This window comes from Bradyrhizobium zhengyangense, from assembly GCF_022012555.1.
Lineage (GTDB): Bacteria > Pseudomonadota > Alphaproteobacteria > Rhizobiales > Xanthobacteraceae > Bradyrhizobium > Bradyrhizobium zhengyangense.
On sequence record NZ_JAKLTZ010000004.1, the window covers coordinates 161805 to 176081 of the forward strand.

Annotated in this window: 12 protein-coding genes; all 12 read right to left on the reverse strand. The window is 64.1% G+C overall.

From position 1 onward, the window contains the following. Positions 1-45: 45 nt before the first annotated feature. The 12 genes from L6639_RS16290 to L6639_RS16345 all read right to left on the reverse strand — a co-directional run bounded on the left by L6639_RS16290 (position 46) and on the right by L6639_RS16345 (position 14211). Positions 46-1092: a flagellar hook-associated family protein gene (locus tag L6639_RS16290; RefSeq protein ID WP_237862722.1), complete on the reverse strand. Its 1047-nt coding sequence runs from the start codon at positions 1090-1092 to the stop codon at positions 46-48. Beyond that, entirely contained in the window at positions 1092-2570 is a 1479-nt protein-coding gene (flgK, locus tag L6639_RS16295; RefSeq protein WP_237862723.1) for a flagellar hook-associated protein FlgK, read from the reverse strand. Before flgK ends, L6639_RS16290 begins: the two co-directional genes overlap by 1 nt. A gap of 46 nt (positions 2571-2616) precedes the next feature. Continuing rightward, positions 2617-3855 (reverse strand): flagellar hook protein FlgE, encoded by a 1239-nt coding sequence (locus L6639_RS16300; RefSeq protein WP_237862724.1) that lies wholly within the window; start codon positions 3853-3855, stop codon positions 2617-2619. 103 nt (positions 3856-3958) lie between these two features. Then, positions 3959-4540, reverse strand: a complete 582-nt coding sequence (locus tag L6639_RS16305) for a transglycosylase SLT domain-containing protein (RefSeq protein ID WP_237862725.1) — start codon at positions 4538-4540, stop codon at positions 3959-3961. Then, entirely contained in the window at positions 4491-5819 is a 1329-nt protein-coding gene (gene fliK / locus L6639_RS16310) for a flagellar hook-length control protein FliK (protein ID WP_237862726.1), read from the reverse strand. The genes L6639_RS16305 and fliK overlap by 50 nt, the downstream gene beginning before the upstream one ends. After that, complete coding sequence (locus tag L6639_RS16315; RefSeq protein WP_237862727.1) at positions 5816-7000, reverse strand: chemotaxis protein; 1185 nt, start codon at positions 6998-7000, stop codon at positions 5816-5818. The genes fliK and L6639_RS16315 overlap by 4 nt, the downstream gene beginning before the upstream one ends. Continuing rightward, positions 6997-8316 (reverse strand): MotB family protein, encoded by a 1320-nt coding sequence (locus tag L6639_RS16320; RefSeq protein ID WP_237862729.1) that lies wholly within the window; start codon positions 8314-8316, stop codon positions 6997-6999. Before L6639_RS16320 ends, L6639_RS16315 begins: the two co-directional genes overlap by 4 nt. A gap of 7 nt (positions 8317-8323) precedes the next feature. Next, positions 8324-9019, reverse strand: coding sequence for a hypothetical protein (locus L6639_RS16325; protein ID WP_237862731.1), 696 nt, complete (start codon positions 9017-9019; stop codon positions 8324-8326). Further along, positions 9016-10641, reverse strand: a complete 1626-nt coding sequence (fliF, locus tag L6639_RS16330; protein ID WP_237862732.1) for a flagellar basal-body MS-ring/collar protein FliF — start codon at positions 10639-10641, stop codon at positions 9016-9018. Before fliF ends, L6639_RS16325 begins: the two co-directional genes overlap by 4 nt. 287 nt (positions 10642-10928) lie before the next feature. After that, positions 10929-11837 carry a flagellin N-terminal helical domain-containing protein gene (locus tag L6639_RS16335; RefSeq protein ID WP_237862733.1) on the reverse strand — a complete coding sequence of 303 codons (909 nt, stop codon included), beginning with the start codon at positions 11835-11837 and terminating at the stop codon, positions 10929-10931. 289 nt (positions 11838-12126) lie between these two features. Beyond that, positions 12127-13035, reverse strand: coding sequence for a flagellin N-terminal helical domain-containing protein (locus L6639_RS16340; RefSeq protein ID WP_237862735.1), 909 nt, complete (start codon positions 13033-13035; stop codon positions 12127-12129). Positions 13036-13305: 270 nt separating this feature from the next. Next, complete coding sequence (locus L6639_RS16345; protein ID WP_237862737.1) at positions 13306-14211, reverse strand: flagellin N-terminal helical domain-containing protein; 906 nt, start codon at positions 14209-14211, stop codon at positions 13306-13308. Positions 14212-14277: the final 66 nt, after the last annotated feature.

Here is a 14277-nt window from a genome sequence, read left to right on the forward strand (position 1 = left end):
CAGGAAATTGCAGGAAACTGAAAGCGAACGCGACCGCCCTTGGGCTCAGAGATAGTTGATGAGGCTGATCTTCTGGAGCTGCGAGGTCAGTGCGAGTGCCGTCTGGATCTGGGTCTGCAGCGTGTTGACGCGCACAGACGCTTCGGTCGGATCGACCTTCTCCATGCCGACGATCTGATTGTTCAGAATGTCCTTCTGGGTCTTCAGCTTGTCGGTCGCGTTGGTGATCCGCTGCTGGACCGTGCCGACGTCGCCGCCGAGCGTCGCAAGGTCCGTGATGGCGCTGCCGACGAGGCCGATGGCCTTGTCCACCACCACCTGGAACGTCGACTGGTCGAGGTTCGCGTTCCCGAGATCGGCCATCATGGTGTAGGCCTCGGCGAGCTTGCGAAAACCGGTCTGGTTGGCGCTGACGGACGTATCGGCGATCTCGGTCGTCGAGATGCGGCTTTGCATGACCTGGTCAGTGGCCGACGACCAATTGGTGTTCCAGGCCGGGCTTGCGAACTCGGCGTCGAACGGGCCGTTGAGGAATGTCTGCATCTGAGCAGGCGTAATGGTGTTCACGCTGGCCGAGGATTGCGTGAAGCCGAAGGCCGCAACGAAATCGGCATCGACTTTGTTCTTGCTGGCCGAGCCGGCCTGGTAGGCCGTGATCGGCTGGTTCTGCGTGTTGATGCCCGAGAACAGGTACGAGCCGTTATAAGAAATGTTCAACGCGCCGATCAGGTCCTGGAGATTGGAGGACGCCGGCGGCAGGATGATCCGCCCGCCACCGTCGGTGCTGCGGGCCGCGATCAGGTCCTTGAGGAAGTCAGTTGCGGTCGTGCTGAGCTGGGTGATGCGGTCCTGGGTCACGTCCAGGCGCCCCCCGACGAGGCCGTTGGTGTCGACGAGCTGATCGCCGAAGCTCAGGTCCGCCCGCAGGGTGACGTCGCCACCCGTCGTCGCACCGAGCTGGAGGCCGACATCGGCGAAGCGGCCGGTGGTCGCTTCCGTCGACGCCTTGCTCAGCGCAGCCTGATTGTTCGTGATCGAATACCTCAAGGACGAGTGTAGCACGAGGGTGGAAATGTAGTTGGCGCTCATCATCACGGATTCCCCACGGCGGCTAGCAAGGCTTGCAACATTTGGTCGACGGTCGAGATGATCTTCGACGACGCCGAATAGGTACGCTCGACCTGGAGCATCAACGACATCTCGTCGTCCATGTTGACGCCGTTGACGTTCGACAGCGCTGTCGTGCTGCGGTCCAGCAACGTGTTCTGGTACTGGGAATTGTCGTTGGCGGTCTTGCGCTGGTTCTCGATCCAGCTCGTCGATGACGACGCGTAGTCGATCAGGCTGCCGTTCGGCTTGCCCTGCGTTGTGGCATCGAACGGCTGCGACGCATCCATGTTGCCGATGAGCTGCTGAAGCCGGGCCGAAAAGCCGCCGTTACCTGCCGTGTTATAGTTATAGGCCGGGCTTCCGCTGATCGCGCCGTCGCGCAGCAGATTCGGGTTGCCGCCCTGGGCGGGATCGACCGACGCGGCGACCGAAATCGTGCCGGCCAGGCCAACCGAGACAGTGGCGCTGGCGGGCATCGTCGGTGAGCCAGGATAAGTGAAGAGACCGGGAACGTCGGGCAGCGCCGCGCCGGATTGGTCGCTTTCCTTGAAACTGTTGATCAGGCCGCGCGCGATCTCGTCGAGCTGGCTCTGATAGGTGACCGTATCGGTGTCGCGCAATTGGGCGAGGCCGGCGAGCTTGCCTGATTTGATCGGCATCACCGAATTGGCACCAGTCACAGGCACGCCGTCGATGAAGACCGCGTTACCCGTTGTGCTCGCCGAATAGGCGTTGGTCGGAGCGAAAGTCACCGCCCGCGCTGTCTTGTCGAAGAGCACCGCGCCGCTGTCGGCGTAGAGGGCAGCATCGCCGTTGGTGCGGATCGCCATCGTGACGCCGACCTCCTGCGACAATTGCGAGACGATGCTGTCGCGCTGGTCGAGATAGTCGGTCACGTCGTCACCGGCGATCGTACCCTTCACGATCGCAGTGTTGACTGTCTGGAACTGGGAGAGCAGCTGGTTGATGTTCTGGACCGACGTTTTCATGTCGGCGTCCGCGCCCTCGCGCACCGACTGCACGGTCTGGGTCGCCTGGTTGAGCGCGGTCGCCATGTCTTTGGCGGACGTCACGGCGGCCTGCGCCAGCGTGGTGTTATCAGGCGCGTTGGCATATTGCTGCAGCGCCTGCTTCAGCGCATTAAGCTGCGCCGTCGGTGACTGGTCGAGCTGCGGATCGTCCACCGTGGCAGCGGCGATCTTCTGGAGACCGGTATAGATCGCGCTCTGCGTGGCGGCTGCCGAGGTCGCGGTCAGAACGTTGCTGTACAAGCCCGAAGAGGCGGCGCGCTGGATCGCCGCGACATAAACGCCAGCGCCGGGAAGATTATCCAGCTCGGTGATCTTGCGCGAATAGCCGGTCGAACCGGCACCGGCGATATTGCGCGAGATCGTCGACGACTGGATGCCCGACGCCATGAGCGAGTTGCGGGCGGAGTCGAGCGCTGAGGTAAGGGACATGGCGTGCTCTTGAACGTTCTCTTGCCCGGGATCGGCGCCGCAGGACTCAGCGCTTCAGGTTGACGACGACGTCAAGCAGATCGGCGCCGGTCTGGAACGACTTCGAGTTCGCGGTGAAGCCGCGCTGCGCCGAGATCATGTCGGTCAGCTCGCTCGCAAGATCGACGTTGGCGTCTTCGAGAGCGCCGGACTGGATGGTTCCGAGGCCACCCTGCCCGGCCAGACCGACCTGCACGTTTCCGGATTCGAGGTTCGGCGAATAGACATTGCCGGCCTCCGGCGTCAGGTGATCCGGGCTCGGCACGGTGGCGAGCGCAACCTGGAAACTTGGCAGCTGGGTGCCGTTCTTGAGCACGGCGGTCACCACGCCCTTGCTGTCGATATTGACTTTCTCGACAGCGGACGGCGCGTTGCCATCGACGGTCGCCTTGAAGTCGAAGCTGGAGGCGACCTGGGTCATGGCCGAGAGGTCCATGGTGAAGGCCGAGCCGCCGGGAACGTTGAACGCGAGCGTCTTGGGGCTCGCTGCAGCCAGCGCGCCCTTGCCGGCCGCGGTGACGTCGAAGCTGAATGCGGTCGCGGCTGAGGGACCGCCCGTCAGCAGGCTGGCGCCGTTGTAGACTTCAATGTCCCAGGTGTTCGCGCCAGTTTTCGCCGCATAGACGTCGAGCGTTACGGCGTTGCCGATGTTGTCGTAGGTCACCATCGACGTTTTCGAGGTGTAATTGCCCGGACCAGCTGCAGCAAGCGGGGAAGCGACATTCGCAGCGCTCGGGTCAAGATTGGCGGCCACGGTCGCCTTGGTCGAGGGCGAGGCCTGCAGCGCCATCTGGTTGACGTTGATAACCTGGAGACCGCCGAAGCCGTTAGCGGCAACGTTGGGCGCGGCACCGTTCTGGATGTTGTAGCCCATCAGCTGGAAGCCGGCGGTGTTGACGAGATTGCCGGTGCTGTCGGGCACAAATGAGCCGGCACGCGTGAGGAAGTTGTTGCCGTTCGCATCCTGCACGACGAAGAAGCCGTTGCCCTGAACCGCGAGGTCCGTCGTCGAGGTCGTGAACTGAAGATTGCCGGGATCGGTGATGGCGTAGCGGACCGTGGTCTCGACCGCACCGGAGTCGTAGTTGCCGGAGCCGCTCTTCAGGATCAGCGAGGAAAATTCCGTCGAAGCGCGCTTGTAGCCGACCGTGTTGACGTTCGCGATGTTGTCCGAGACCGTCGACAGCTTGTTGGATTGCGCATTCATCCCGGAAACGCCGGTGCGCATAACACCATACAGGCTCATGTAGTAGGCTCCTTTGGCAGATTGTCGTTACAATGGGGGGTCTTGCTTGCGCGGGGCTGATGGTTGGCGGCGATGCACAACTTCATACGATGGCTTCGTCAGCTCACGTCGTCTTCGGCTGGCAGAACGAGCGCGCCTTGTCGGTCCACGCGCCGAAGCCGCTGGAGACGAGATGCGCAACGATGTGGCAGACGTAGCGCTTCTGCGCCGGTTGATTGTTCGGACCGGCATTGTAGCGGGCGACCGCCATGGTCCAGCTTCCCTCGCGCTGCTTCAGCTCTTTCAGGAAGCGCGCGGCGTAGTCGACATTCTTCGCCGGATCGAACATCGCCCGCACCGATGTGAACTTGTCGCCGTGAAAATAATGGTTGATCTGCATGCAGCCGAGATCGATCAACTTGATGCCCCTGGCCCGCATCGCCTCGAAATTCGCGATCGCATCGTCCATGTCCTTGGCGAACACGGTCTGGCCTTCGGCACCGAGCGCGTAGGGATAGAGCGCGCCGCGACGGCCGGTCTCGGTGAGGCCGACGGCATAGAGAATGCCGAGCGGAATTCCGTGCTGCTGCGAGGCGCGCGCCATCTCGCGCTCGCAAGGTCGCACGGTGTCCGTCGCCGCCGCGGCGGCGCCGACGTCACAGATAAACAGGGCCGCGACGAGACTGCGGCGCCACGTCCTGGTCATGGCGTGCCTCCTGGTTGGGCTGCTGGTTCTGCCGGGCTTGCCTGGGGCCGCTGTCGGACTGACCGGCCGACGTGCCCGCACCGCCGAACGCGCTTTGCGACTGCGATGATTGCTGTTGTTGGCCCGAGAGTTGCTGCTGCGACTGGCCCGACCCGGCCTGGAATCCGTCGAGCGAACCGTGCTGCACCGGCGCGACGTCGGCGACATAACCCGCCGACTGCATCAGGTCGCGGATCTGGTCGCGCTGCTGATCCAGCATCGTGCTGGTGTCCTTGCGTTCGGCGGCAAGCTGAACCGACACCTCGTTGCCGACGAGACGAAGACGCACGGTGACATTGCCGAGATCAGGCGGCTCGAGATTGACGGTGAGGATCTTGAGCGGCCGATCCGGAGAATTGTTCTGTGCGCCCGCGATATCTGTCGCGGCGGACGCCGCCGGCGCGGGCGCGTCCTTGAGCTCCGACACGACGGCGTTTGCGACCTGCTGGGTCGCGCTCAACTGTCCCACGGGAGGCAGATGGGTCTCCTGCTGAACCACCGTGACCTTGGTCGTCTCAGGCAAGGCGTCGCGGCCCGCAGACTTTGCGGCACGCTCGACATTCGCTGCGACGGCTTCGAAGCCCGGTGTTGCCGGTATGGCATTCGTCTGAACGGCGCTTCCCTGTGACATCGCCGCAGCCTGTGCGCCTGCGGCTGGCTGTCCGTGCGCGTGGGACGTATCGCCGCCGGAACGTGCCATAGCCGAAGGAGCGGAGGTGAATTGGCCGACGTCTGCCGCCGCCTTTGCGTCGCCAATACCTTGCTTCGCCACCGAGGGACGCTCGTCCCGGGTCGACGCCTCCCTCTTTTCGCCGGACGGCCGTGGTGTCTGCACTGTCACCGCCTGCGCGGCGGCAAGCTCCTGCCCCATGATCGCCGGAAGGCCCAATCTGGTCGAGACATCCGACTTCGCGACCTGATCGACCTGCTCATGCTTGTTCGACGATTTGGTCTCCTCGGTGCGTTCATGCACCGGTTCGTCCTTCGACGTGTCACGCTCGGTCAACTGGGTCACGCGCGGGCGTGCTGGGGCAGCCTTCGCGGTCGTGTCAGCTCCCTGATCGTCCAAGGCCCGCTTGGCCATGTTCGAGACGGTGTGGAGCAGATCGTGAAACGAGGAATCGTCGGCGGTCTTGGCGCCTGATGTTGCCGCGCCTTTCGTCGACCGGGTCACCCCGCGCGCAAGGCTTTCGGCGAGACCAGCGAAGAGTTGTCCGGAGGTTCCACTGAGCTTGGTCATGGGCGGTGATCCCTGGTGAGAAGCTCCAGTTCGCCGAGCTGCGACTTCGCACGCGCGAGCATCGCGTTCGACGAGGCGAGATCGATCCGTGCCGGCGTCGGCGGCGGCTTGTCGGCCGTCATGACGGCAGCCGGACCCGTGATCGACTTGCGAATGTCGAGGGCGAGCTGGAGGGTTGCGTTGAGGAGCAGGACATCGCGCTCCGCCAGCTTCGACCGGTCGAGCGCCTTCAGCTCGGCAAAGCCGCCGTCATATTCGTCGGTGAGCGCGCGGGATGCGCCGCGATAGAAATGTGCTCGCTCCCGATCGGGCGTGGCGTCGGCGCTGAGCGTCAGCGCTCGCTCGGCCGCGAGGCTGACGACGGCGAGCTTGCCACGGATCAGCGCCCCGCGCGCGATCACCAGATAGAGCTTGAGGCGGCTGGCGCGATCGACCTGTTCCAGCAGCGCCGAGACCCGTGCAAAGCGACGATCGTCCAGCGCAAGATTCGATTGCGTCAGGCCCGTGGAGAAACGCTGCCAGAAATCGCCTGCATAGACCGAGTTACGGTAATGACGGATATAGGCCAGCGTCAGGAACTCGAACTTGTCGAAATCCTCGGCCTGCCCGACCAGAAGGATCTCGCGCCGCAGCGCCGCCTCTTCGACCAGCGTACCGGGCAGCAGCAGGCGTGCATCGTCCAGACGCTCGATCGCGAGCGAGGCCTCGGACCGGGCGAACAGCGCGCCCTGGACCAGCGCCACCTGCCCGCCCATGCCGGACGCGATCGTCCGCGGCTTGACATCCTTGAGCAGCTCCCTCGCCTCGTCCTGCCGTCCCTCGACATAAGCGAGCGCGCCGTCAAACAGCGCCTTGTCGACGTTGATCTTGTCGCGCGGCAGCTTGCGGACGATCTGTGGCGCGCCGCCGGACAGCAGATAGATCACGAGCGCCTGACCGTTCTGTGGGCTGCTCCACACGGTCGGATTTGCGGCGAGAAATTTTTCGCCAATCTGGCGGATCAGTGCGATGTGGCTGCCATGCGCCGCGGTATCGCCATTGGCGATGCCGTCCTGTACCGCCTGCAGCGCGCGGACGAGCTCATAAGGCTCGCCGGACGATGGCGCTGGATCGGAAAAGGCACGGGTCGCCGCCAGCGACAACAGCATCAACAGCACAGTGCGGAGCAGCGGTCTGGTCAAGGATGCTTCTCCCGGATCAGGATCTCGATCCGTCGATTTTGCGCAGCCCCAGGATCGTGCGGAAGTTTTGGCCGCCGGTCGGCATATCCTTCGACATGCTCGATCCGCTGCGCATCGATGCCGGAGCGGACCAGCATGTAGTAAGCCATCTGCGCGCGCGCCGTGGACAGCCGCCAATTGTCGTAATTGTCCGATTTGTAGGGCCTGTTGTCGGTGTGACCACGGACGATGATCATGCCGCGACGCTTCGCGATGAGCGGGCCGATCTTGTCGATGACGCGGACCAGTTCAGGCCGCGGCTCGGCCGAGCCGACTGCGAACATTCCGAAACTCGCATCATCGGTCAGGCTGATCAGCAGGCCCTCCTCGACCTGGCGGACCTCGGCGACCGGCCCGGCGCCGGCCTTGATGTCCGACAGCGCATCAGCAATCGCGGACTGAAGCTGCTTCACGGTCGGTTGCTGGGTCTGGGCGGTGTCGCGCGCCTCGGGCTCCTTCGAGGCATCGGTCGGGCGCGCCTGCGGCGCGGCGTTGGCCCGGACATTCGCTTGCGGGCTCGGCTGCACGCCCGCGTCGCGCGCAGACGATGATGGGGCCGGCCCCGGCGGCAGCAGCGGCGACATGCTCGTGGACGACGCCTGAGCGTCGGGAGCCACGCTGCCGCCGGCATCATCGGTCCTGCCACGGCGCGGCTCGCCCTGATTTGTGTTGGCCGGATTGTCACGCGCCGAAGCACTCGTCTTCGGCTCGCCCTCCATGATCCTGTCAGCTTCCTTCGACGCCTCGGGCGCAAGCTTCCAATAACCGGGGTCGAACGGATCACGATAGGCGTCGCCGCCCTTGAGGCCGTCCTCTTCCGCAGAGGTCAAGGCGCCGGCGCGCCGCTGGCCGGAGGCCTGGTTGGAGCTTGCCGCGATTTCGGCGAGCGTCGCGTAGGGATCGCGGAACAGGACCTTCTCTTCGTAGAAGGGCGGCTTCTCGGCGGTCGGCGAGTCGCCGCGACGCTCCTCGTTCGGGCCGGCCGGCTGGCGCTTGCCGTCCTGACCGTCGAAATTCGTCGGCTCCTTCTTGGACAGATCTTTCAGGCCCTTCGGCGCAGGCGCGTTCTCCGCAAGCTTGATCGGGTTGAAATAGCTCGCGACCACCTGCTTCTGGTCCTGGTTCAGCGCGTTGATCAGCCACATCACCAGAAAGAACGCCATCATCGCGGTCATGAAGTCCGCATAGGCGATCTTCCAGACGCCACCGTGCGCCTTCTCGTCTTCGAAGGCGCTCCGCCTGCGGATGATAACGAACTCGTGCTTGACTTCTTCCATGGTGCAACTACCGGCGCGCCTCGTTCAGCCGGTCGACCCAGGTCGAGATCTGCGTCTCGATCGTGGTCTGATCGGCGAGGACGCGCACCTCGACAGTGTCGGCGGACTGGTATTCGATGCCGGTACGGCCGGCCAGATTGAGCTGCGTCCTGACGAGATCGATGAGCTCGCTGGGTCCGATGACGCGGAACACCGACACGGGCGAGTTCGAAGTCAACGCCGCGATCTGCTCGACCAGGGATCCGATCGCCTTGTCGCGGACCGCTTCAGCGAGGAACGGCAGCAATATCCGAGCCACCGAGCTTGCGATGTTGCTCTCGATCTCGCGGCAGGCGGCGTCGAAACCGTTGACGATCGCGACCGCCTGCTGGTCGGACCACTTGGCTCGCTCCTCGCCCAGCCGGATCGCGCTGCGGACTCGCTCTTCGGCGAGCTTGGCTTCGCCCTCCGCAACACCTGCAGCATGGCCGCGCCGATAAGCGTCTTCGAGAAGGTTGACCGGTGCTGCTTCCGGCGCGGGCGGCGGATGAAGTTGCGACTGCGATTGCGCCTGGCGTTCCTGACGCTGTGGTTGAGGCTGCGGCTCGCGCCGGACCTCCTTCTTCGTCAGCACATCCTGAATATTGGGCGGCGGAGGCGGCGGTAACTTGGTCCGCCCATTGGCGTCGAATTGCGTCAGCAGTTTTCCGATTGCCGCGTTCATGCCGCCTCCTCGCGTCGCATCCAGTCCTTAAGGATTGCTGCCGCCTGCATCTGATCGAGGCGGACGATCTGCTCCAGCCGCTTCTGCGGCGTGCGCTGCATCTTGCCTTCGAGATCCTCGACAAGGTTGAGCTCGGAGTCCTGGCTGTCGGCCAAGGCGAGGGCCGTGGCAGCTTCAAGCTCAGCGGCTTCGGCCGCCTCGCTCTGCTCCTGCGCCGCGCGATGGGTCAGGATGCCGTTGACCGCGGGCCGAAGCCCGAACCAGACCAGCATGGAAGCGACGGCCAGGATCGTCACCGCGTTGATCACGCTGCCGAGTTGCTTGTTCATCATCTCGACAAAGCTGATCGGCGGAACCGGCGCCGGATCGCGCGAGCCTTCCACGAAGTCGACCGCCGTCACCTGGATCTGGTCGCCGCGCGCCTTGTCCAGTCCGCCGGCGGTTGCCGCCAGCTGGCTGATCTCGGCGAGCTTGCTGTCGACGATGGCCTGGTTGGTCTTGTCGCCGAGGTCGGCGACCAGCCGCGCCCGGTTGACCAGCACGGCAATGAAGAGCTTCTTGACCGAATAGCCGTCACTGACCGTCGTCGTGGTCTTGGACGAGACCTCGAAATTGGTGACGTCTTCGCGACGGGTCTTGTCTTCGCTGGAGTTCTTGGTGCCGCCTGCATTAACCTGCTGGTCCGGCAGGTTTTGCTGGACGGTCGTCGGCGTCGAGCGGTCGGCGTTCGATGACTTCTCGTTTTCGCGAACGTTGCGTACGGAACGCTCGGCGCGTGTCTCTGGATCGTAGACGGTCTCGTTGATCTGGCGCTTGTCGGTCGAGAGCTGCGGCGAGACGCTGACCTCGAAATTGTCCAGTCCCAGATAGGGCGTCAACGCCTTGCGGATGTTCTCCTGCACCATTCCGCCGACGGTCTTCTGAAGGCTTGCCATCTTGGTCGGTGCGGCACTGGCTTCGTCTTCTTCCGCCAGCAACATCGAGCCGTCGGCATCGAGCACCGTGACCTTGTCGCGCGTCATGCCGGGAATGGCGGCCGCGACGAGGTGGCGGATCGACTGCGCCGTCCGCGCCTCGATCGCACCATCGGTGCGCAGCACGACCGATGCAGAAGGCGGTTGCTGCGTCGCGCGGAACGAACCGCGCACCGGCATCACGATGTGCACCCGCGCCGCCTTGACGCCCTTCATCAGCTGTACGGTGCGTGCGATCTCGCCTTCGAGTGCCCGCAGCTTGGTGACCTCCTGCATGAACGAAGTGAGCCCGAGCGAACCGATCTTGTCGAACAGCTCGTAACCGGAATTGGCGCTCGTCGGCAGCCCCTTCTCGGCGAGCTGCATTCGCGCCTGCGCGGTCTGGCTCGGTCGCACCGACACGGCATCGCCGGCCGCATTGATGTCGAAGCTGATGTTCTGCTCGCGCAGCGCGGCCCCGATGCGCGTCACGTCTTCGCGCGTGAGACCAGTGTAAAGCGTTTCGAATTCCGGCCGGCTCAGATAATAGGCGCCGCCGACCACGGTGACGAGGACGGCGAAACCGATCAATCCCAAGGCCATCAGACGTCGCGGCCCAAGTTCCAGCAGATTGTTGAGCAGCTGCTGTAGCTGCGCGCGACTGAGCATGTGACCTCGTACCAATGCGAATGGTGAGGACACTCCGCTGCCAACCTTGTCTGAAGGTTGCGCGAACACGCGAATATGTCGCTTCGCGGGCGAGGCGTTGCAATTTTACTGGAAGTTCGGACGCCGCAACCGATTCGACGGCGAGGCGCGAGCGCCGACGCGGACGGCGCGTTGCCTTGACGTCCGACGTCAGGAAATCAATTGCGCGCACATCATGTGCCGTCACGTCCGCCGATCACCGCGGGACCGTGCTCCCGGGGGAGCACGGTCGCTTTCGAAGCCGAAGCTTACTTGAACAGCGAGAGGATGCTCTGGCTGTTCTGGTTGGCGATCGAGAGCGCCTGAACACCGAGCTGCTGCTGGGTCTGCAGCGCCTGCAGGCGGGTGGATTCCGCGTTCATATCGGCGTCGACGAGCTGGCCCACGCCTCGGGTCACCGAGTCCATCAGGGTCTTGACGAAGTCCGTGTTGGTCGCGAGGCGGTTCTTGACAGCGCCGAGGTCGGCGGCGGCCGAAGCCACCGAGTTGATCGCGGCAGTGACCTGCGTGATGTAGCCATCGAGCGTGGTCTGGTCGGCTGCCGAGTCGGTCAGCGTGCTGATGCTGATCGTGTCGACTGATGCGCCGGCACTCACCTTGTCCAGGATGCCGCTGGTCGACGAAGTATAGAGCGAATAGTTCGAGATCGTCAGCGTGATGGAGCCGATGGTCGGCGTTCCACCGACGCGCGAGAACGACGACACCAGGTCGAAGGTCGCGGGCGTCGCCGTCGTCGTGCTCAGCCAGTTGACGCCGTTGAAGGTCGCTGCCGCGGCCGTGCCCTTCATCTGCTGCTGGATCTGGGTGATGTCGGCCTGGATCTTGGTGCGGTCGATACCGGCGGTCTTGGCTTCGACCAGCAGCGACTGCAGCTTGGTGAGGCCGCCGGTGCTGTCACCGACCACGGCGGTCAGCGCGGTATATTCGGTGTCGACGGTCGCGGCCGACAGACCGAGCGAGTCGGAGACGGCGGAGAGCGCGGCGTTGTCGGCGCGCATCGATGTTGCGATCGACCAGTAGGCGGCGTTGTCCGACGCGGTGGCGACGCGCTGGCCGGTCGAGATCCGGTTTTCGGTGGTCTGCAGGCTGGAGCTGACGTTGCGCAGCGTCTGCAGCGCGGTCATGGCGGCGGAGTTGGTGAGAAGGCTAGAACTCATGTTTTGGCGTCCCCTGAAAACGAACTGAAATTGTTGGGACATACCGGGCTTGCACCGGTACGACGGGACGGCATCATGCCTTTGGGCTGCAGAAAAGCGCGCTCAACCTGTCGTAACGGCGGCGATAGCACGCGAAGTTTGCGCGAAGCTTGTGGCGCTGTGACCGTACTGGACTGGAGCGGCAGTTCGAGGCGCCAAATCGATATTCTTCTCCCGCGCGAACAACGTACCCCGAAATGAAAGAGCCGCGCTTCGCGAGAAGCGCGGCTCGCTCAGATCGTTTTCAGACTTAGCGGAACAGCGAGAGGATGCTCTGGCTGTTCTGGTTGGCGATCGAGAGCGCCTGGACACCGAGCTGCTGCTGGGTCTGCAGCGCCTGCAGGCGGGTGGATTCCGCGTTCATGTCGGCGTCGACGAGCTGGCCGACACCGCGGTTGACTGAGTCCATCAGGGTCTTGACGAAGTCGGTATTGGTCGCGATGCGGTTCTTGACGGCACCGAGATCGGCGGCAGCCGAAGCCACCGAGTTGATCGCAGTGGTGACCTGCGCGATGTAGCCATCGAGCGTGGTCTGGTCGGCCGCCGAGTCGGTCAGCGTGCTGATGCTGATCGTGTCGACCGACGCACCGGCGCTCACCTTGTCCAGGATGCCGCTGGTGGACGAGGTGTAGAGCGAGTAGTTCGAGATCGTCAGCGTGATCGAGCCGATGGTCGGCGTGCCACCGACGCGGGAGAACGACGACACCAGGTCGAAGGTCGCCGGCGTCGCCGTCGTCGTGCTCAGCCAGTTCACGCCGTTGAAGGTTGCCGCATTGGCGGTGCCCTTCATCTGCTGCTGGATCTGGGTGATGTCGGCCTGGATCTTGGTGCGGTCGATGCCGGCGGTCTTGGCTTCGACCAGCAGCGCTTGCAGCTTGGTGAGGCCGCCGGTGCTGTCACCGACGACCGCGGTGAGAGCGGTATATTCGGTATCGACGGTCGCGGCCGACAGACCGAGCGAGTCGGAGACGGCGGAGAGCGCGGCGTTGTCGGCGCGCATCGAGGTTGCGATCGACCAGTAGGCGGCGTTGTCCGACGCGGTGGCGACGCGCTGGCCGGTCGAGATCCGGTTTTCGGTGGTCTGCAGGCTGGAGCTGACGTTGCGCAGCGTCTGCAGCGCGGTCATGGCGGCGGAGTTGGTGAGAAGGCTAGAACCCATTTTGATGTCCCTTTGAAGATCGAGTTGTTTTGGGGACATACCGGACTTGCACCGGTACGACAGGGCGGCGTCATGCCTTTGGGCTGCGCAATAGCGTTGAGGGCCCAACCTGTCGTACGGCGACCGTAGCGCTCGAAGCTTGTGCGAGGCTTGTGGCTCTGTGTCCTTACCGCAACAGGGAAGCCAAAGTTGCGGCGTGCCCTGGACGTCACGTCAAACGAAAGGGCCGCGCTTCGCGAGAAGCGCGGCCCCCTCAGATCGTCGTCAGTCTTAGCGGAACAGCGACAGGATGCTCTGGCTGCTGCTGTTGGCGATCGAGAGCGCCTGAACGCCGAGCTGCTGCTGGACCTGGAGGGCCGACAGGCGGGTGGACTCCTGGTTCATGTCGGCGTCAACGAGCTGGCCGATACCGCGGGTCACCGAGTCCATCAGCGACTTCACGAAGTCGGTGTTGGTCGAGATACGGTTCTTAACGGCGCCAAGGTTCGCGGCAGCCGAAGCCACGGAGTTGATCGCGCCAGTGACCTGCGCGATGTAGCCATCGAGCGTGGTCTGGTCGGCTGCCGAGTCAGTCAGCGTGCTGATGTCGATCGTGTTGACCGACGCACCGCCGCTCACCTTGTCGAGGATGCCGCTGGTGGACGAGGTGTAGAGCGAGTAGTTGGCAACGGTCAGGGTGATGGCGCCGGTGGTCGGCGTGCCGCCGACACGGGAATACGACGACACCAGGTCGACCGTCGTCGGGGTGGCCGTCGTGGTGCTGAGCCAGTTCACGCCGTTAAAGGTCGCCGCAGACGCGGTCGCCTGCATCTGCTGCTGGATCTGGGTGACGTCCGCCTGGATCTTGGTGCGGTCGATACCAGCCGTCTTGGCTTCGACCAGCAGCGACTGCAGCTTGGTGAGGCCGCCATTGCTGTCACCGACAACGGACGTCAGAGCTGTATATTCGGTGTCGACCGTCGCGGCCGATAGACCGAGCGAGTCGGAGACCGCGGAGAGCGCGGCGTTGTCGGCGCGCATCGAGGTTGCGATCGACCAGTAGGCGGCGTTGTCCGAAGCGGTCGAGACGCGCTGACCGGTGGAGATGCGGGTCTGCGTGGTGGCGAGCTGCGAGCTCACAGACCGGAGGGTCTGGAGAGCGGTCATCGCGGTCGAGTTCGTAAGCAGGCTTGACATTGCGAATGTCCCTTTATGTACGCGTTACATTTTCACGAGGGGACATACCGGGCTTTCACCGGTACG

Excerpts from the sequence above, each read along its gene's own strand:
- flgK (WP_237862723.1), bottom strand. The coding sequence starts at position 2,570 with ATGTCCCTTACCTCAGCGCTCGACTCCGCCCGCAACTCGCTCATGGCG.
- L6639_RS16345 (WP_237862737.1), bottom strand. The coding sequence starts at position 14,211 with ATGTCAAGCCTGCTTACGAACTCGACCGCGATGACCGCTCTCCAGACC.
- fliF (WP_237862732.1), bottom strand. The coding sequence starts at position 10,641 with ATGCTCAGTCGCGCGCAGCTACAGCAGCTGCTCAACAATCTGCTGGAA.
- L6639_RS16320 (WP_237862729.1), bottom strand. The coding sequence starts at position 8,316 with ATGGAAGAAGTCAAGCACGAGTTCGTTATCATCCGCAGGCGGAGCGCC.
- L6639_RS16340 (WP_237862735.1), bottom strand. The coding sequence starts at position 13,035 with ATGGGTTCTAGCCTTCTCACCAACTCCGCCGCCATGACCGCGCTGCAG.
- L6639_RS16335 (WP_237862733.1), bottom strand. The coding sequence starts at position 11,837 with ATGAGTTCTAGCCTTCTCACCAACTCCGCCGCCATGACCGCGCTGCAG.
- L6639_RS16300 (WP_237862724.1), bottom strand. The coding sequence starts at position 3,855 with ATGAGCCTGTATGGTGTTATGCGCACCGGCGTTTCCGGGATGAATGCG.
- fliK (WP_237862726.1), bottom strand. The coding sequence starts at position 5,819 with ATGACCAAGCTCAGTGGAACCTCCGGACAACTCTTCGCTGGTCTCGCC.
- L6639_RS16290 (WP_237862722.1), bottom strand. The coding sequence starts at position 1,092 with ATGATGAGCGCCAACTACATTTCCACCCTCGTGCTACACTCGTCCTTG.
- L6639_RS16325 (WP_237862731.1), bottom strand. The coding sequence starts at position 9,019 with ATGAACGCGGCAATCGGAAAACTGCTGACGCAATTCGACGCCAATGGG.
- L6639_RS16305 (WP_237862725.1), bottom strand. The coding sequence starts at position 4,540 with ATGACCAGGACGTGGCGCCGCAGTCTCGTCGCGGCCCTGTTTATCTGT.